Origin of the sequence: Methylobacterium frigidaeris (assembly GCF_022179185.1) — a bacterium.
In the GTDB taxonomy this organism is placed as follows: Bacteria; Pseudomonadota; Alphaproteobacteria; order Rhizobiales; family Beijerinckiaceae; genus Methylobacterium; species Methylobacterium frigidaeris.
Genome location: NZ_BPQJ01000001.1, coordinates 253,543 through 270,210 on the forward strand (window position 1 = coordinate 253,543; position 16,668 = coordinate 270,210).

Genomic DNA, 16,668 nt, shown 5'->3' on the forward strand with positions numbered 1-16,668 from the left:
AGTCTCACGCGTAGACACCCCCTCACCCTCGCCCTTCGGGCTTGCCGAACCCTCTGAACGAGGGTTCGGCCCTTTCCCCGCCCGCGGGGAGAGGAGGAAGCGCGCCTTACTCGGCCGCCTCCAGCATCCGCTCGCCGGCCAGCCCCTTCAGCGCCTCGGGGCCGCGGCGGGCGGTGTAGGCCTGGAAGGTCTCCTCCGGGCCGGTGCGGTGCTGGAGGTAATCGGTGAGCAGGGTCTCGACCCGGCCGGGGCAATCCTCGGCCTTCACGGCCTTCCAGATCTCGGTGCCGATCTTCGCCGCCTCGCCGAAGCCGCCGCCGACCACGATGTCGTAGCCCTCGACGGTGTCGCCCTCCTCGCTCACCACCACCTTGGCGCCGATCAGGCCGATATCGCCGATGTAGTGCTGAGCGCAGGAATGGTGGCACCCGGTGAGGTGGACGTTCACCGGCACGTCGAGCCCCGGCACCGCCGCCTCGACGTGGTCGGCGATGAGCAGCGCGTGGCCCTTGGTGTCCGAGGCCGCGAACTTGCAGCCGCGGTTGCCGGTGCAGGCGACGAGGCCGGCGCGGATGCTCGAGGCCTTGGTGGAGAGACCTAAGCCGGCGACGCGGGATTCGACCTCCGCCACCTTGTCGTCGGGCACGCCCGAGAACAGGAAGTTCTGCCACACAGTGAGGCGGATCTGGCCGTCGCCGCATTCGCGGGCCATCTCGGCGAGCGCCCGCATCTGGTCGGTGGTCATCTTGCCGACCGGCAGCACCACGCCGATCCAGTTCAGGCCGGGCTGAACCTGCTTGTGGACGCCCACATGGGCGTAGCGGTCGAAGCCGCCGCGAGGCTTCACGTGGGCCGGGTCGACCCGGTCGAGCTTGCGGCCGAGCTTCTCCTCGACGGCGGCGAGGTACTTGTCGTAGCCCCAGGCGTCGAGGACGTACTTCATCCGCGCCTTGTTGCGGTTGGTGCGGTCGCCGTTCTCGATGAAGACCCGCAGGATCGCGTCGGCGACGGCGTTGCACTCCCGCGGCCGCAGGACCACGCCGGTGTCGCGGGCGATGTCGCGGTGGCCGGTGATGCCGCCGAGCACGAGCCGCATCCAGATCCCGGGCTCGACGGCGGCGCCCTCGGTCACCTCGACCGCCTGGAAGCCGATGTCGTTGGTCTCCTCCAGCACCGGCAGCACGCCGCCGCCGTCGAAGGCGACGTTGAACTTGCGTGGCAGGCCGTAGAGCGAGCGGTCGTTGAGGATGTGGTTGTGCCAGGACTTGGCGAGCGGCCGGGTGTCGAGCAGTTCCTGGGCGTCGATTCCGGCGGTCGGCGAGCCGGTGACGTTGCGGATGTTGTCGGCGCCGGTGCCGCGGGCGGTAAGGCCGAGATCGATCAGCCCGTCGAGGAAGGGCTGGCCGTGCTCGGGGGAGATCTCCCGCACCTGGAGGTTCGCCCGGGTGGTGACGTGGCTGTAGCCGCCGCCATGGGCGTCCGCGAGGTCGGCGATGCCGGCGAACTGCCAGTGGTGCAGGATGCCGTTCGGGATCCGCAGGCGGCACATGTAGGAGTTCTGGGCCGGTGCGACCCAGAACAGGCCGTGGTAGCGCCAGCGGAAATTGTCCTCGGGCTTCGGCGCCTTGCCGGTCTCGGCCTCGGCGATCAGCCGGTTGTGGCCGTCGAACGGGTTCTCGGCCCGCTTCCATTTCTCCTGCTCGGCGAGCTTGCCGCCGTTCTTCACTGTGCGGTCCTGCGCCTTGATGTGGATCGCGTCCGGCCCGGTCGGCTCCGCGGGCGGGGCCGAGGCGGCCCCGCCGCCGGCAAGGCCGCCGGTCATGCGGATTGCGGCGATGCCGTGGGAGAAGCCTTCGAGGTAGCGCTTCTGCTCGGCGTCGAAGTCGTCGGCCATCGCGGGCTCCTTCACGCTGCGAGGGGTTGGGGGGCAGGAATTTCGGGTGAGACGGGCCGCCCGAACATCAGGTCGTCCCGGTCGTCGGGGCCGAGAGTGTCGCCGGTGCGGATCAGGGTCTTGCACCAGCCCTGCTCGGCGACGTCGCCGACGAAGACCGCACCGATCAGGCGGTCGCCGTCGATCACCAGCTTGCGGTAGAGGCCCGAGGCCGGGTCGCTCCAGGTCACGGCCTCGGCGCCCTCAGGCACGTCGACGGCGCCGGCGGAGAAGACCGGCAGGCCGGAGACCTTGAGGCTCGTCGCCAGCGAGGTGCCGGCGTAAGCCGCCTCGACGCCGCAGAGATGGCGGGCCAGCACCTCGGCCTGCTCGTAGGCCGGCTCGACGAGGCCGTAGGTCTGGCCGCGGTGCTCGGCGCATTCACCGAGGGCGTAGATCCCCGGCACCGAGGTCGCCATCGTGTCGTCGACCCGGATGCCGCGGCCGACAGCGAGCCCGGCGCTGGCGGCCAGCGCCGTCGAGGGCCTCACGCCGACCGACATCACCACGAGGTCGGCCGGCAGGATCGTGCCGTTGGCGAGAATCAGGCGCTCGACCTTGCCGTCGCCCTCGACCGCGGCGGTGTCGGCCTGCAGCATCACCCGGACGCCGCGGGCCTCCATCGCCTCGCGCACCAGGGCGGCGGCGGCGTGATCGAGCTGGCGCTCCATCAGCCGGTCCATGACGTGGAGGAGCGTGGTCTCGACGCCGAGGCGCGCGAGCCCCACCGCCGCCTCGAGCCCGAGCAGCCCGCCTCCGATCACGATCGCCTTGGCGCCCGTCACCGCCGCCCGGCGGATCGCCGCCACGTCGGCGAGATCGCGGAAGGTGATGACGCCGGGCAGGTCCATGCCGGGCTTCGGCAGCCGGATCGGCACCGAGCCGACCGCGAGCACGAGCTTGTCGTAGGGCAGCACCAGCCCCTCGCCGACCCGGACGATGCGCTCCGCGGTGTCGATCGCGGTGGCGGGCGCGCCGGTGACGAGGGTGATGCCGTGCTCGGCGTACCAGTCGAGCCCGCGGAAGGTGCAGGCTGCCTCGTCGACCTCGCCGCCGAGCAGCGAGGACAGCAGCACCCGGTTGTACGCCGCCACCGGCTCGGCGCCGACGCAGGTCACGTCGAAGCGGCCGGGAGCCGCCTCGGTCAGCCGCTCCAGGAAGCGGAGCGAAGCCATGCCGTTGCCGATGACGACGAGGCGTTCGGTCATGGGATCAGGCCGCGATCGCGGGTTTGGCGTGGCGGGCGTAGAGGAATTCCAGCACCTCGGCCCGGGCATGGGTGTAGGTCGGGTCCTCGACCAGCTCGAGGCGCTTGCGCGGCCGCTGAAGCGGCACCGTCAAGACTTCCCCGATCGTGGCAGACGGGCCGTTCGTCATCATCACGATCCTGTCGGAGAGCAGCACCGCCTCGTCGACGTCGTGGGTGATCATGATGACGGTGTTCTTGAGCCGCAGGTGGATCTCCATCAGCTGATCCTGGAGATGCGCCCGGGTCAGCGCGTCGAGGGCGCCGAAGGGCTCGTCCATCAGCAGCACCTTCGGCTCCATCGCGAGCGCCCGGGCGATGCCGACGCGCTGCTTCATGCCGCCGGAGATCTCGTGCGGACGCTTCTCGGCGGCATGGGTCATGTTGACGAGCGCGAGGTTGTGCTCGATCCAGTCGCGGCGCTCGGCCTTGCTCTTCTTCGCCTTGAGCACCTTGTCGACCGCGAGCGCCACGTTCTCGCGGACCGTGAGCCAGGGCAGCAGCGAGTGGTTCTGGAACACCACGGCGCGCTCGGGGCCGGGGCTGTTCACCTCCCGGTCGTCGAGAAGGACGCAGCCGGTGGAGGCCTTGAGCAGGCCCGCCACGATGTTGAGCACCGTCGACTTGCCGCAGCCGGAATGGCCGATCAGCGAGACGAACTCGCCCTTCTCGATCTTCAGGTTGACGTCGCGCAGCACCTCGGTGGTCCGTCCGCCGCGGGTGAAGCTGATGCCGATCTGCTCGAGGCTGAGATGGGTCATTGGGGCCTCCCTCAGGCCGTGGCGGTGCCGCGGGTGACGAGGTGGCCGAGGCCGGCGACGAGGCGGTCGAGCACGAAGCCGATCACCCCGACATAGACCAGGGCCACGATGATCTCGCTGATGTGCGAGGAGTTCCAGGCGTCCCAGATGAAGAAGCCGATGCCGACGCCGCCGATCAGCATCTCCGCCGCCACGATGGCGAGCCAGGACAGGCCGACGCCGATGCGCAGACCGGTGAAGATGTACGGCGCCGCCGAGGGCAGCATCACCTTGGCGAAGAACTCGACGGCGTTGAGGCGCAGGACCGCCGCGACGTTACGATAATCCTGCGGGATGTTGCGGATGCCGACCGCGGTGTTGATGATGATCGGCCAGATCGAGGTGATGAAGATCACGAAGATCGCCGAGGGCTGACCGTCCCGGAAGGCGGCGAGCGAGAGCGGCAGCCAGGCGAGCGGCGGGATGGTGCGCAGCACCTGGAAGATCGGGTCGAGCCCGCGCATCGCCCATTCGGACTGGCCGACGAGCGTGCCGAGCAGCACCCCGACGATGACCGCCAGCGTGAAGCCGAGCGCCACGCGCTGGAGGCTGGCCGAGATGTGCCAGAACAGCCCCTTGTCGGTGCCACCATTGTCGTAGAACGGGTGGGCGATGATCTCCCACGCCTCGCTCACGACCCGGGAGGGCGGCGGCAGGCCGGCACCAGGGCGCTGGCACAGCACTTCCCAGAGCAGCAGGAAGACCGCCAGCACGACGAGGGGCGGTACGATCCGCAGCGCCAGCCCCTTGAGGGTGGCGGCGGTGACGAGGGGGCGGCGAGCCCCCTCCGGTTTGGCGGCGCCGAGGCGCCCGAGGCTGAGTCCCAGAGCCATCACGCTACCTTCTTGATGCCGAGGCTGTTGAGGTAGGCGGACGGGTCCGCCGGATCGAAGACCTTGCCGTCGAAGAAGGTCTCCTTGCCGCGGGAGGTCGAGGTCGGGGCGGTCACGCCCATGCCCTTCGCTACCTCGCGCCAGATGTCCTCGCGGTTGACCTTCTCGATGAGGGCCTTGGTGTCGGTCTGGGGATCGAACTTGCCCCAACGGATGTCCTCGGTGAGGAACCAGAGGTCGTGCGACTTGTACGGGTAGGAGGCGTTGTCGGCCCAGTATTTCATAATGTGCGGGCTGTTCATGACCTTGCGGCCGTCGCCGTAATCGAACTCACCCTTCATCCGCTTGATCACATCGGTCGCCGGGACGTTGATCCACTGGCGCTTGGCGACGATGCCGGCGAGCTCGTCGCGGTTCTCGGGCTTGTCGCACCAGGCTTGCGCCTCCATGATCGCGGCGAGCAGGGCCTTGGCGGCGTTCGGGTACTTGTCGACCCAGGCGGCGCGCATTCCGAGCGCCTTCTCCGGGTGGTCCTTCCACAATTCGCCGGTGGTCAGCGCGGTGTAGCCGATGCCCTGCGTGATCAGCTGCTCGTTCCACGGCTCGCAGACGCAGAAGCAATCCATCGTGCCGACCTTCATGTTCGCCACCATCTGGGGCGGCGGCACGACGATGGTCTCGATGTCCTTGTCGGGGTCGATGCCGCCGGCGGCGAGCCAGTAGCGGATCCAGAGGTCGTGGGTGCCGCCCGGGAAGGTCATGGCGGCCTTCACCGACTTGCCGGAGGCCTTCTTGCGTTCGAGCGCCGCCTTGAAGGGCTTGGCGTCGAGGGCGACCTTGTCGCCCATATGCTCCTTGGCGACCGAGATGCACTGACCGGCGAGGTTGAGCCGGGCCAGGATGTACATCGGGACGGGGACGTTGTTCTGCGTCACCCGGCCGGCGCTGATCAGGTAGGGCATCGGGGTCAGGATGTGAGCCCCGTCGATGCCGTTGCCCTCCGAGCCCAGCACGAGGTTGTCGCGGGTGGTGCCCCACGAGGCCTGCTTCAGCACCTCGACGTCGGGCATGCCGTGCTTCGCGAAGATGCCCTTCTCCTTGGCGACGAAGAGCGGCGCGGCGTCGGTGAGCGCGATGAAGCCGAGCTTGGCGCCCTTCACCTCCGGCCCGGCTCCCTGCGCGAAGGCGCCGCCCGGCAAGGCGACGCGGCTGGCCGCCGCCAGCGACAGGGCGCCGGCCGCCCCCTTGAGGATGCCGCGACGCGTGGTGTGCTCAACGCTGCTCATCAGATCCTTCACCCTCAAGCCGCTGCGCCGTCGTGGCGCGGATTCCGGTTCGACACGCAAAAAACCGCTGCCCAAGGTCTTCCGCCGGCCGCGCGAATGCGGGCCCACAGGGGAACTCGGGTCAGCGGCTCTGCTGACGGTCGATGCCCGTCGGCGCTGACGGACCTGAGAAGACGAGCAGGTTCCGTGCCAACTGCCTCGCGAACGATTCAAGTGATTGAAATTGACATGATTCGCAGCTTGGCCGGAGGAGGCGCAACGCGGCCTCGGCCGCATGGTGCGATGCACAAATGATAGGCTGCCGGGCGGGCAATTGGGCAGCGGCATGGTGTTCACGAAATGGGCGACATCGACGCTGCGCGGCAACGAGGCAGCGCACCGAACCGATGGCGGGCCCACTTCACTGCCGCCTCAAAGGCGCCGGTCATGTCCCGGGCAAGCCGTGCGCATATCTCCACTCCCCGCGGGCGGGCAGAGGGCCGCGTCTCCGTTCAGGAGATGCCGCAAGCCCGCAGGGCGGGGGTGAGGTGTTTCCGGAAGAGTCTCGTTCGTCGAGCCCCCTCACGCTCGCTCCGGCTGCGCCTGCGCTCGCTTCATCGGCGACAACGTCGACGAAGTCCTCTCCCGGGAGCGACGTCGCGCAGGCCCGGCCTCGCACCTCGCTTGCAGATCCCGGGCTTGCCCGGGATCTATCGGGGAGAGGAGGGACCGGCGCCTCGATCTTCCACGGTTGGCCCTGGGAGACATCGTTCGGCTCACGCCGCCGCCAGCAGATCCGGCCGGTACAGCCCCGCCGCCTCCGGCATCGCTCCCGCCTCGATCTGCCCCGCCGCCGCCATCTCGTCGACGAGCCAGCCGAGGGCCGCCGGGTCGGGGGTGAGTTCGCGTTCGCCGAGAACCAGGTAGTCCCCGGCCTCGACCACCGGCCCACCCGGCGCCAGGCGCAACGCCCCGGCGAGGCCCCGCAGGATCAGCGCCGGGTCGAGGCCGAGATGGCGCGGGCTTCCGAGCAGGGCGACCAGGTCCTCGCGATGCGCCGGGTCGCCACACCAGCGGGCGGCACGCTTGAGAGCGCGCAGGAGCGGCGTCGTCCGGTCCTCCATCTCGGCAGGCAGCGCCAGCACCTTCTCCGGGCAACCCGGCGTGATCGCGACGCCGAATGCCGCGATGCGCCCGACCCCGGCCTCGACCGCGACGCTGCTCCACGGCGCGCCGACGCAGAACCCGTCGATCAGGCCGCGCTCCAGGGCCTCGACGGTGCGGGGCGGCGGCACGACGACGAGGCGCACCGCCGCGAGCGAGCTGCCGCCGAGAGCGAGCAGGCGCCGCCACTGGTAGGTGTGGCTGGAGAACGGGTGGACGGTGGCGAGCGTGAGCGGCCGCCCTTCCGCGGCGCGGGCCTCGGCCACCCGGGCGAGCGCGCGGCCGACATCGGGCACGGCGTCGGAAGCGGCATCGAGTGCCTGCCAGAGCGGCAGCGACAGGGTCACGGCGTTGCCGTTGCGGGCGAGCGCCGCCGGCGCGATCAGGCGGGCCTGCGGTCCGCTGAGGCCCAGGTGGCAGGCGAGCGCCAGCGGCGCCAGCATGTGGGCGCCGTCGAGGAGGCCGAGCGCCAGGCGATCGCGCAACGTCGCCCAGGAAGGCTCGGCGACGAGGTCGACCTCCAGCCCCTCCGCCGCCGTGAAGCCGCGCTCCACCGCCGCGATCAGCACCGCGGCGTCGGTGAGCGGGACGTAGCCGAGCTGCAGCCTCATCCGAGTAGGTCCGCGGCGGTGACGATGGCGCGGGCGATGTCGACGATCTTGCGCTTCTCGTTCATGGCCTTGCGCCGGAGCTGCTTGTAGGCCTCGTCCTCGGTCAGCCCCTTGGCGCTCATCAGGATGCCCTTGGCGCGCTCGATCAGCTTGCGGTCGGCGAGCTCGCTCCTGGCCTCCGAGAGCTCGCGCTGCAACCGCGCGAAGGCGTTGAAGCGCAGGATCGCGATCTCGATGATCGGCTTGATCCGCTCGGCGCGCAAACCGTCGACGATGTAGGCCGAGATGCCGGCATCCACCGCCGCCTGCATCATCGGCGTGTCCGATCGGTCGACGAACATCGCCACCGGGCGCTCGACCAGCCGCGAGACGCCGAACATCTGCTCCAGGAGGTCGCGGCTCGGGCTCTCGAGGTGGATCACCACCACGTCGGGCGAGAGGGCGGAGAGCCGGTCGAGGAGGTCGGCGGTGTCGGGAATCACCACCACCCGGGCGCCCTCGACGGCACGCAGGCCCTCCTCCAGGATCGCGGCCCGGGCGCGGCTCGGGTCGACGACGGCGATGGTGAGCGCATCGCCCGGGGACGGGGCGACAGGACTCGAGGTGGGAGGAGCCGAGGAAGGGGCTGCGCGGTCGGGCATGTCGGCGTCGGATCACGCAAGTGTTGGGCCTGAGAGCGGCATCGCCGCCCATGCTGTGGGACGAGGAGCGGCGGCCGTCGCCCCCGGATCTTACCCTGCGAGAACGAGCGTGGCAGCGTCCACGTCCCGGATTCGCATCTCGACACGAAAGCGCAAAGAAACGGCCCCGCTTCGGCCCGAAACCGGCGCTTCATTCCGGCATCGATCGGCGGGAGGTTCGGATGCGGCAGAACGGGCGGATGCGCAAGCCGGCGGAGGTGAGCGCGATTGGGAGCCTGCCCGGCGCCTCGCGGGGCTACCTGCCGCTGCTGCCCACCGCCTGCGTGGCGGTCTGCCTCGCGGCGGGCTCGCTGTACTGGCGCGAGGCGCCGCCGCGGGCCCCGGAGGGCCATGTCGCGGTGATGCAGCCGCTGCCGCCGGGGAGCGACCTCTTCCGCATCGTCCCGGAGGCCGACGGGCGGGTGCGGGCATCCTACCCGCTCGAATTCGAACAGCAATTTCCGCTGATCGCCGGCCTGCCGGCCGAGGCCGCCGTGCCGGTGCTGCCGCCCCGGGAGAGCAAGCCGGAGGGCAAGGCCCCGCGCCGCGCGGCCACGCACCGCCCCAGGGCGGTGCCGGGGCTGGCAGTGCCGGCCTTGGCGGACCTGCGCCCGCCGGCCCGGCCCGACGACCTGAAAGTCCGGAAGCCGATCGCGGAGACGCCTGAGCCGACGACCCGCACGGCGAGCACCGGGGCGGAGCCGGAGCGCTCAGCCCCGTGGCTGCCCTTCGCGCCGACCGGCCGTATGGTGACGCAGACCGTGGCGGCGCTCGGCGACGGCGTGACCCATGCGGGCGCGGCCATGATCGACCTCATCGACCGCCGGCGCTGAGCACGGGTCGGCGAAGGTCCGATCGGCAAGGGTTCAAGGCCCAGATCGGCAAGGGTCCGATGAGCGAATCTCGGGTTGGCGGACCTCGGGTTGGCCTCGGGGAAGGCCGCTCTAGCTAACGGCGTCACGGCTCTGATTCGGGACGCATCATGGCGTTGCTCATCGAGGATTACGCGCTCGTCGGCGACGGGCGCAGCGCGGCATTGATCGGGCGCGACGGCAGCGTGGACTGGCTGTGCTGGCCGCGCTTCGATGCCTCCGCCTGCTTCGCGGCCCTGCTCGGCACCCGCGAGGATCACGGCCACTGGCGCATCGCCCCGGCCGGGGAGGCGACGAGCACGCGGCGCTACCGCGAGAACACGCTGGTGCTGGAGACCACCCACGAGACCGCCGAGGGCGCGGTACGGGTGATCGACTACATGCCGGTCGAGGACGGCACCCACCTGGTGCGCCTGGTCGAGGGCGTGCGCGGCCGGGTGGCGATGCGCATGGACCTGGTGGTGCGCTTCGATTACGGCTCCGCCATCCCCTGGGTGTCGCGCAGCGAGAACGACGACCTCCGGGCCATCGCCGGACCGAACAAGCTTGTCCTGCGCACCCGCGCAGCCCTCAAGGGCGTCGGCCAGACCACGGTGTCGGATTTCATCGTCGAGGCGGGGAAGAGCGTCACCTTCGTGCTGAGCTACGGGCTCTCGCACGAGGAGGATCCGCCGCCGATCGAGCCGCGCCGGATGCTGGCCAGCACCACGTCCTGGTGGCGCGCCTGGTGCCGGCGCTGCCACGGCGGCACGCCCTGGGACGACGTGCTGACCCGGTCGCTCCTGACCCTGAAGGCGCTGATCTACCGGCCGACCGGCGGCATCGTGGCGGCGCCCACCACCTCGCTGCCGGAGCAGATCGGCGGCGTGCGCAACTGGGACTACCGGTTCTGCTGGCTGCGCGATTCCACCTTCACGCTGCTGGCGCTGATGGATGCAGGCTACCTCGAGGAGGCCCGGGCCTGGCGCGACTGGCTCACCCGGGCGGTGGCGGGCAGCCCCGAGCAGGCCCACATCCTCTACGGCATCGCCGGCGAGCGCCTGCTGCCCGAGATCGAGCTCGACTGGCTGCCCGGCTACGAGGGCTCGCGCCCGGTGCGGGTCGGCAACGCCGCAGCCCAGCAATTCCAGCTCGACGTCTACGGCGAGCTGTTCGATGCCCTCTTCCAGGCCCACCAGCGCGGCATGCTGGCCGACGAATCCGGCGTGCGGGTCGGCCGCGCCCTGCTCGATCACCTGGAGCGGGTCTGGCGCGAGCCCGACGAGGGAATCTGGGAGGTACGCGGCGGGCGCAAGCACTTCGTCCACTCGAAGGTGATGGCCTGGGTCGCCTTCGACCGGGCGATCCGGTTCTACGAGGCCCACGTCTCCGACGACGAGCCGACGGCCGGCGATGCCGAGGCGGTCCAGCGCTGGCGCGGCGTCCGGGACGACATCCACCGCGAGGTCTGCGAGAAGGGCTTCGACGAGGAGCTCAACAGCTTCGTGCAGTATTACGGCTCGAAGGACCTCGACGCGAGCCTGCTGCTCATCGCCCATATGGGATTCCTGCCCCAGGACGATCCGCGCGTCGTCGGCACCGTCGAGGCGATCGGCCGCGACCTGATGCATGAAGGCTTCATCCTGCGCTACGACACGCACGGCCAGACCACCGACGGCCTGCCCGCCGGCGAGGGTGCGTTCCTGCCGTGCAGCTTCTGGTATGCCGACAACCTGATCGGGCTCGGCCGGCGCGAGGAGGCCCGCGCCCTGATCGAGCGCCTGCTCTCCCTGTGCAACGACGTCGGGCTGCTCGCCGAGGAGTACGACCCGGTCCGCAAGCGCCAGGTCGGCAATTTTCCGCAGGCGTTCAGCCATGTCGCGCTCGTCAACACGCTTCTGAACTTCAGTCGGGCGATCGGACCCGCTAAGGAGCGCAGCGGAGACCCGGACGCCTCGGGCCATCCGGGCGAGCGGCCCGTGATGCACCCGCAGGCGGCTCAAGGGCCCGCGTCGTGAGGCGCGGCGCCCCGACACCCCATACTTTCGCGAGGCCCTTCAGATGAGCGCAGCCGACACCAAGCCGAAGGCCGGCACCAGCGAGATCGACCAGCGCAGCATCGACACGATCCGCACGCTGACGATCGATGCGGTGCAGAAGGCGAATTCGGGCCATGCCGGCGCCCCCCTCGGGCTCGCCCCGGTCGCCTTCACCCTGTGGAACCACTACCTCCGCTACGACCCGGCGAACCCGCACTGGCCGAACCGCGACCGCTTCGTGCTCTCGGTCGGCCACGCCTCGATGCTGCTCTACAGCCTGCTCCACCTCGCAGAGGTGGCGGAGAAGGACGGGGGCAACGCCCCGGCGGTGGCACTGGAGGACCTCAAGAAGTTCCGCCAGCTCGACAGCCGCACCCCGGGCCACCCGGAATACCACTTCACCACCGGCGTCGAGGTGACCACCGGGCCCCTCGGCCAGGGCGTCGCCAATTCCGTCGGCATGGCGATGGGCGGCCGCTTCCTCGGCGAGCGCCTGGCCTACGGCGACCGGCCGCTCTTCGACTACAACGTCTACGCGATGTGCAGCGACGGCGACCTGATGGAGGGCGTCTCGGCCGAGGCCGCCTCGATCGCCGGGCATCTGCGCCTGTCGAACCTGTGCTGGATCTACGACAACAACACGATCACCATCGAGGGCCACACCGACCTCGCCTTCAGCGAGGAGGTCGCCGCCCGATTCCTGGCCTATGGCTGGCAGGTCCTGCGCGTCGCCGACGCCAACGACACGGTCGCGGTCTCCCACGCCGTCGAGACCTTCCTGCAATCGGGCGATCGCCCGACCCTCATCATCGTCAACTCGGTGATCGGCTACGGCGCGCCGACGAAGCAAGGCACCCCGAAGGCCCATTCGGACGCGCTCGGCCCCGACGAGGTCAAGGGCGCCAAGCGCGCCTATGGCTGGCCGGAGGATGCCGAGTTCCTGGTGCCGGACGGCGTCTACGACAATTTCCGCCAGGGCATCGGTGCCCGCGGCAAGGCCCTGCGCGAGGAGTGGCTGGCGCTGGTCGAGGAGGTGAAGGCCGGCGACGCAGGCCTGGCCAAGGATCTCGCCGCCTATCTCGCCGGCGAGCTGCCGGAGGGGTGGGACGCCGACATCCCGGTCTTCCCCACCGACGCCAAGGGCCTCGCCACCCGCGAATCCTCCGGCAAGGTGCTCAACGCGATCGCCAACCGGGTGCCGTGGGTCCTCGGCGGCTCGGCCGACCTCGCACCGTCGAACAAGACCAAGCTCGAGAACCCGGAGGCTGGCACCCTCGGGCCGTTCACCCCGGGCGGGCGCAACATCCATTTCGGCGTGCGCGAGCACGCGATGGGCTCGATCGTCAACGGCCTCGGCCTGGTCGGCCTGCGCGCCTACGGCGCCACCTTCCTGGTCTTCTCCGACTACATGCGTCCGCCGATCCGGCTCGCCGCCCTGATGGAGCTGCCGGTTTTCCACGTCTTCACGCACGACTCGATCGGCGTGGGCGAGGATGGGCCGACGCACCAGCCGGTGGAGCACATGCTGGCCCTGCGGGCGATCCCGGGCCTCGTCACCTTCCGGCCCGCCGATGCCAACGAGGTGGCGGAAGCCTACCGGGTCATCATGCAGCTCAAGCATCAGCCGGCGGTGCTGGCGCTGAGCCGTCAGCCGCTGCCGACGGTCGACCGGGAGACGTACGCCCCGGCCTCCGGCGTGGCGAAGGGCGCCTACGTGCTGGCCGGCGCCGACGAGGCGAAACCGGACGTGATCCTGATCGGCACCGGCAGCGAGGTGCAGCTCTGCCTCGGGGCCTACGAGACCCTGAAGGCCGAGGGCGTGAAGGCCCGGGTGGTGTCGATGCCGTCCTGGGACCTGTTCGAGCAGCAGGACGAGTCCTACCGCAACAGCGTGCTGCCGCCCGAGGTGACGGCGCGGGTCGCGGTCGAGCAGGGCTCGGTGATCGGCTGGGACCGATACGCCGGCAGCTCCGGCACGATCCTGGGCATGCACACCTTCGGCTCCTCGGCGCCGATCAAGGACTTGCAGACCAAGTTCGGCTTCACGCCGGAAAAGGTGCTGGAGGCCGCGCGCGCCCAGCTGGCGAAGAAGAAGGGCTGAGGACGACGACCAGGGACGCCCGGCGGGACATCGCCGACGGGCGTCACCCCGCCCGCATCGGCCCACCGGGTCGATTGGGACAAAACGAGGCGCCGGTCTTCTATTCGGCTGGAGCGTCGCGGTCCGCCCGAGGGAAGCGACAGGGCGAAAGACCGAAAATCCCCGCATCTCCCAAGAGGCCACGATGAGCCAGGCCCCCATCCCCCACGGCGAGCCCGCCCACCGCCTCGCCGCCCTCGGTCTCGCGCTGCCGCGCGTGCCCGAGCCCCGCGGGGCCTTCCTGCCGTTCTCGCGCATCGGCTCGACCCTGTGGCTCGCCGGGCAGATCTGCGAGTGGGAGGGCGAGGTGCGCTTCACCGGGCCGGTGACCGACATCGCGACGGGGCGGGAGGCGGCGCGGATCTGCGCGCTGAACCTGCTGGCCTCGTTGAGCCTCGCCCTCGACGGCGACCTCGACCGGGTGGTGCGCTGCCACCGCCTCGGCGGCTTCGTGCAGGTGAACCAGGGTTGGCCGGACGTGCCGAAGGCGGTCAACGGCGCCTCTGACCTGATGGCGGAACTGTTCGGCGAGACCGGGCGCCACGCCCGCACGGCAATCGGCGTCGCCAGCCTGCCAGCCAATGCCAGCGTGGAGGTCGACGGGATCTTCGAGGTGAGATGAGGGTTAGCGGGCGTCGCGGCCGGTATGGTAGCCGGCCGCCTGCTCGACCAGGGTGAGGATGTCGAGGGCGCGCCAGGGCTTGGGAATGAAGGTGGCCGACATGCGCAGGTCGCTCGGCTGATCGCCGGCATCGCCGGAGGTGAGCAGCACGTGGACCCGCGGCCAGGTGACGCCGATGATCCGCGCGAGCTCGAATCCGCCGATCTGGCCCGGTGTCCGCACGTCCGAGAAGACGACGTTCACCTCGTCGCCCCGCTCGCGCAGGATGGCGAGGGCCTTCTCGGCCGTCTCGGCCTCGATGACGCGGAAGCCGGTTTCCTCCAGCAGCGTGGCCGCGAGGAAACGCTCCTCCGGTTCGTCCTCGACGACCAGGATCACGGGCTGGGTCTTCGCGGCGGCGCTGGACTCGGTCATGAGCAGGGAACGAGCTTGCGGCCCACAGGTTGCATAGCTCCCGGGACCCTCTGTTCATCCTTTCCGAGGTGTTGCGGCAATGCAAGGCTTGCCGCAACACCGGTGGAAATTCAGGCGACGCCGTGGTCGCGGAACCACGCCAGCATCCGTCCCCAGCCCTCCTCCGCCGGCCCCTTGCGGTAGCTCGGGCGGTAATCGGCGTGGAAGCCGTGCGGCGCGTCCGGGAAGATGACGATGTCGACGGTCTTGCCCGCGGCCTTGGCGGCCTCACGGGCCTTCTCGACGTCGGCGACCGGGATGCCGGTGTCGGCGGCGCCGTAGAGGCCCAGGATCGGCGCGCGGATCTCCGGGATGACGTCGGCGGCGGTCTTCGGCTGGATGCCGGTGCGGTTGCCGCCGAAATTGCCGTACCAGGCGACGCCGGCCTTCAGGTTGGCGCTGTGGGCGGCGTAGAGCCACACGGTGCGGCCGCCGCGGCACCAGCCGGTGATGCCGAGCTTGCCCGCATCCCCCTTGGCCTCGGCGGCGGCCCAGGCGGCGGTGGCGTCGAGGTCGCCCATCACCTGCGCGTCCGGCGTCTTCGACACCACCTCGCGGACGATCTCCTGCACGTCGGTCATCTTCGAGACGTCGCCCTGGCGGGCGAAGAGCTCCGGCGCCACCGCAGTGTAGCCGGCCTTGGCGAGCCGCCGGCAGATGTCCTTGATGTAGTCGTGGACTCCGAAGATCTCCTCGACCACGAGGACGATCGGGAACGGACCGGGTCCCTGCGGCATCGCCCGGTAGGCCGGCATCGGCCCGTCGCCGACCGGGATCCGCACCTCGCCGGCGACGATGCCGGTCTCGTCCGTGCGGATCGCCTGCGCCTCGACCCGGGTGGTGGCGAGCGTCAGGCCGGTCATCAGGCTCGTCATCACGAAGCCGCGCCGCGAGAAAGGCGGGATCACCAAGCCGTCGAGCTGTTCGAGATCCTTGGATCCGCCCGCCCGCGCGTCGTCGCTCGTCGCCATCCCGTCTCCTCCCGTCCCAGGCGCTCTGTCGCGCCGGCGCGCGATCATGCGTGCGGAGGGCGCGGGGGCAAGCGCGAACACGTGCCGTCCATGGTCACGATCCGGTCAGGCGCGAGTCGTGAGGCCAAGAACACGCGAGGCATGAGGCCAAGAGAAAGGGCCGCCCGCGCGAGCGGACGGCCCTTCTGGAGCGACGCGAATCCGGCGCTCACGCCACCGCGGCCTTGCGGGACTTGGCGTTGCTGCGGGCCGGCCAGCCGAGGGCGACGAGCCGGGCCTTGGCGTGCTCACGCACCTCGTCGCGCAGGCCCGGCGGCATCGCGGCAAGTGCCGCCTGCGTTTCGGGTGCGAGCATCAGGTCGGTCACCGCGTTGATCGACTGGGCCTGGTCGATGCGGGCGGTCAGATCCGCTTCCGACGAGGCGGCATCGGCGCGCGGAGCATCCTCACCCTCGCCGGCCCGCGGGGCATCGGCGTCGTTCGCGGCCTCGGCCTCCTCCTGCCGCACCGGCTCGGGCTTGCGCGACGGGTTCGCCGCCGAGTTCGCCGCGACCAGGTCGGGCCGGCTCGCCTTGAACTCGTCGGCCTCGTCCTCGGAATAGAGCAGGCCGTGCAGGCCGGCGAGCTTGAGGATCACCCGGTCCTTGGCCCGCTTCTCCGCCATGGCGAAGACGTAGGCCGCCTGCTTGCCCGAGACGCGGTAGTTCACGCCGATCAGCGCCTCGCCGATCGACCACTCGGTACGGTCGCCGTTCGGGCCCGGCATGTGGCCGGTCACCAGGATCACCGCCTCGTCCCGCTCGGCCCGCACGATCACCGGGGCGTCGAAGCGGATGCGGGCCTGCACGGCGATCCGCTCCAGGGCCTTGTGGTAGATCACGGCGGTGCCCTGCACGCGCCAGACATTGCCGGCCAGGGGCTCGCCGTAGGTGGCGAGGATGTCCGCGATCTGCTTGTCCGTGGTTGCGCTCATCTCGATCGATCTCACCTGCTGACAGCGGGCTCCGGACGGGCGGGGGAATCGGCCGGTTCCACGTTTGTTCTCTACCATGCCATATGG

At 70.5% G+C, this 16,668-nt stretch carries 14 protein-coding genes; 4 read left to right on the forward strand and 10 right to left on the reverse strand.

The features are described from left to right. Positions 1 to 106 precede the first annotated feature (106 nt). From MFF64_RS01280 to MFF64_RS01310, 7 genes are all read right to left on the reverse strand, one after another. On the reverse strand, positions 107 to 1,894 hold the full coding sequence (locus tag MFF64_RS01280) for a NirA family protein (RefSeq protein ID WP_099904926.1): 1,788 nt from the start codon (positions 1,892 to 1,894) through the stop codon (positions 107 to 109). A gap of 11 nt (positions 1,895 to 1,905) precedes the next feature. Continuing rightward, a complete protein-coding gene (locus MFF64_RS01285; protein ID WP_099904928.1) occupies positions 1,906 to 3,141 on the reverse strand; it encodes an NAD(P)/FAD-dependent oxidoreductase in 1,236 nt (411 codons plus the stop codon). 4 nt (positions 3,142 to 3,145) lie between these two features. Further along, positions 3,146 to 3,940: an ABC transporter ATP-binding protein gene (locus tag MFF64_RS01290; RefSeq protein ID WP_099904930.1), complete on the reverse strand. Its 795-nt coding sequence runs from the start codon at positions 3,938 to 3,940 to the stop codon at positions 3,146 to 3,148. A gap of 11 nt (positions 3,941 to 3,951) precedes the next feature. Beyond that, positions 3,952 to 4,812, reverse strand: coding sequence for a nitrate ABC transporter permease (gene ntrB, locus MFF64_RS01295; RefSeq protein WP_238189210.1), 861 nt, complete (start codon positions 4,810 to 4,812; stop codon positions 3,952 to 3,954). Continuing rightward, positions 4,812 to 6,098, reverse strand: a complete 1,287-nt coding sequence (locus tag MFF64_RS01300; RefSeq protein ID WP_099907293.1) for a CmpA/NrtA family ABC transporter substrate-binding protein — start codon at positions 6,096 to 6,098, stop codon at positions 4,812 to 4,814. The genes ntrB and MFF64_RS01300 overlap by 1 nt, the downstream gene beginning before the upstream one ends. A gap of 755 nt (positions 6,099 to 6,853) precedes the next feature. Next, positions 6,854 to 7,852 (reverse strand): CmpA/NrtA family ABC transporter substrate-binding protein, encoded by a 999-nt coding sequence (locus MFF64_RS01305; protein ID WP_099907291.1) that lies wholly within the window; start codon positions 7,850 to 7,852, stop codon positions 6,854 to 6,856. Then, positions 7,849 to 8,493 (reverse strand): ANTAR domain-containing response regulator, encoded by a 645-nt coding sequence (locus tag MFF64_RS01310; protein WP_238189212.1) that lies wholly within the window; start codon positions 8,491 to 8,493, stop codon positions 7,849 to 7,851. Before MFF64_RS01310 ends, MFF64_RS01305 begins: the two co-directional genes overlap by 4 nt. A gap of 221 nt (positions 8,494 to 8,714) precedes the next feature. Between MFF64_RS01310 and MFF64_RS01315 the strand changes: the two genes are divergently transcribed. The 4 genes from MFF64_RS01315 to MFF64_RS01330 all read left to right on the forward strand — a co-directional run bounded on the left by MFF64_RS01315 (position 8,715) and on the right by MFF64_RS01330 (position 14,184). Further along, a complete protein-coding gene (locus MFF64_RS01315) occupies positions 8,715 to 9,365 on the forward strand; it encodes a hypothetical protein (protein WP_099907289.1) in 651 nt (216 codons plus the stop codon). A gap of 149 nt (positions 9,366 to 9,514) precedes the next feature. After that, on the forward strand, positions 9,515 to 11,401 hold the full coding sequence (locus MFF64_RS01320) for a glycoside hydrolase family 15 protein (protein WP_099907288.1): 1,887 nt from the start codon (positions 9,515 to 9,517) through the stop codon (positions 11,399 to 11,401). A gap of 43 nt (positions 11,402 to 11,444) precedes the next feature. After that, positions 11,445 to 13,523, forward strand: a complete 2,079-nt coding sequence (gene tkt, locus MFF64_RS01325) for a transketolase (protein WP_099907286.1) — start codon at positions 11,445 to 11,447, stop codon at positions 13,521 to 13,523. Between the two features lie 184 nt (positions 13,524 to 13,707). After that, positions 13,708 to 14,184, forward strand: coding sequence for a RidA family protein (locus tag MFF64_RS01330; protein ID WP_238189214.1), 477 nt, complete (start codon positions 13,708 to 13,710; stop codon positions 14,182 to 14,184). Positions 14,185 to 14,187: 3 nt separating this feature from the next. Here the strand turns inward: MFF64_RS01330 and MFF64_RS01335 are convergent, their stop codons facing one another. The 3 genes from MFF64_RS01335 to MFF64_RS01345 all read right to left on the reverse strand — a co-directional run bounded on the left by MFF64_RS01335 (position 14,188) and on the right by MFF64_RS01345 (position 16,581). After that, positions 14,188 to 14,598 (reverse strand): response regulator, encoded by a 411-nt coding sequence (locus MFF64_RS01335; RefSeq protein WP_238189216.1) that lies wholly within the window; start codon positions 14,596 to 14,598, stop codon positions 14,188 to 14,190. Between the two features lie 110 nt (positions 14,599 to 14,708). Beyond that, positions 14,709 to 15,608, reverse strand: coding sequence for a dienelactone hydrolase family protein (locus tag MFF64_RS01340; RefSeq protein WP_165795657.1), 900 nt, complete (start codon positions 15,606 to 15,608; stop codon positions 14,709 to 14,711). A gap of 208 nt (positions 15,609 to 15,816) precedes the next feature. Next, positions 15,817 to 16,581: a trna delta -isopentenylpyrophosphate transferase gene (locus MFF64_RS01345; protein WP_238189218.1), complete on the reverse strand. Its 765-nt coding sequence runs from the start codon at positions 16,579 to 16,581 to the stop codon at positions 15,817 to 15,819. Positions 16,582 to 16,668: the final 87 nt, after the last annotated feature.

Bases quoted from the DNA above. Each gene is read 5' to 3' on its own strand.
- MFF64_RS01285 (WP_099904928.1), bottom strand. From the start codon at position 3,141: ATGACCGAACGCCTCGTCGTCATCGGCAACGGCATGGCTTCGCTCCGC.
- MFF64_RS01320 (WP_099907288.1), top strand. From the start codon at position 9,515: ATGGCGTTGCTCATCGAGGATTACGCGCTCGTCGGCGACGGGCGCAGC.
- MFF64_RS01290 (WP_099904930.1), bottom strand. From the start codon at position 3,940: ATGACCCATCTCAGCCTCGAGCAGATCGGCATCAGCTTCACCCGCGGC.
- MFF64_RS01310 (WP_238189212.1), bottom strand. From the start codon at position 8,493: ATGCCCGACCGCGCAGCCCCTTCCTCGGCTCCTCCCACCTCGAGTCCT.
- MFF64_RS01280 (WP_099904926.1), bottom strand. From the start codon at position 1,894: ATGGCCGACGACTTCGACGCCGAGCAGAAGCGCTACCTCGAAGGCTTC.
- MFF64_RS01305 (WP_099907291.1), bottom strand. From the start codon at position 7,852: ATGAGGCTGCAGCTCGGCTACGTCCCGCTCACCGACGCCGCGGTGCTG.
- MFF64_RS01335 (WP_238189216.1), bottom strand. From the start codon at position 14,598: ATGACCGAGTCCAGCGCCGCCGCGAAGACCCAGCCCGTGATCCTGGTC.
- MFF64_RS01330 (WP_238189214.1), top strand. From the start codon at position 13,708: ATGAGCCAGGCCCCCATCCCCCACGGCGAGCCCGCCCACCGCCTCGCC.
- MFF64_RS01315 (WP_099907289.1), top strand. From the start codon at position 8,715: ATGCGGCAGAACGGGCGGATGCGCAAGCCGGCGGAGGTGAGCGCGATT.
- MFF64_RS01345 (WP_238189218.1), bottom strand. From the start codon at position 16,581: ATGAGCGCAACCACGGACAAGCAGATCGCGGACATCCTCGCCACCTAC.
- MFF64_RS01340 (WP_165795657.1), bottom strand. From the start codon at position 15,608: ATGGCGACGAGCGACGACGCGCGGGCGGGCGGATCCAAGGATCTCGAA.
- MFF64_RS01300 (WP_099907293.1), bottom strand. From the start codon at position 6,098: ATGAGCAGCGTTGAGCACACCACGCGTCGCGGCATCCTCAAGGGGGCG.
- tkt (WP_099907286.1), top strand. From the start codon at position 11,445: ATGAGCGCAGCCGACACCAAGCCGAAGGCCGGCACCAGCGAGATCGAC.
- ntrB (WP_238189210.1), bottom strand. From the start codon at position 4,812: ATGGCTCTGGGACTCAGCCTCGGGCGCCTCGGCGCCGCCAAACCGGAG.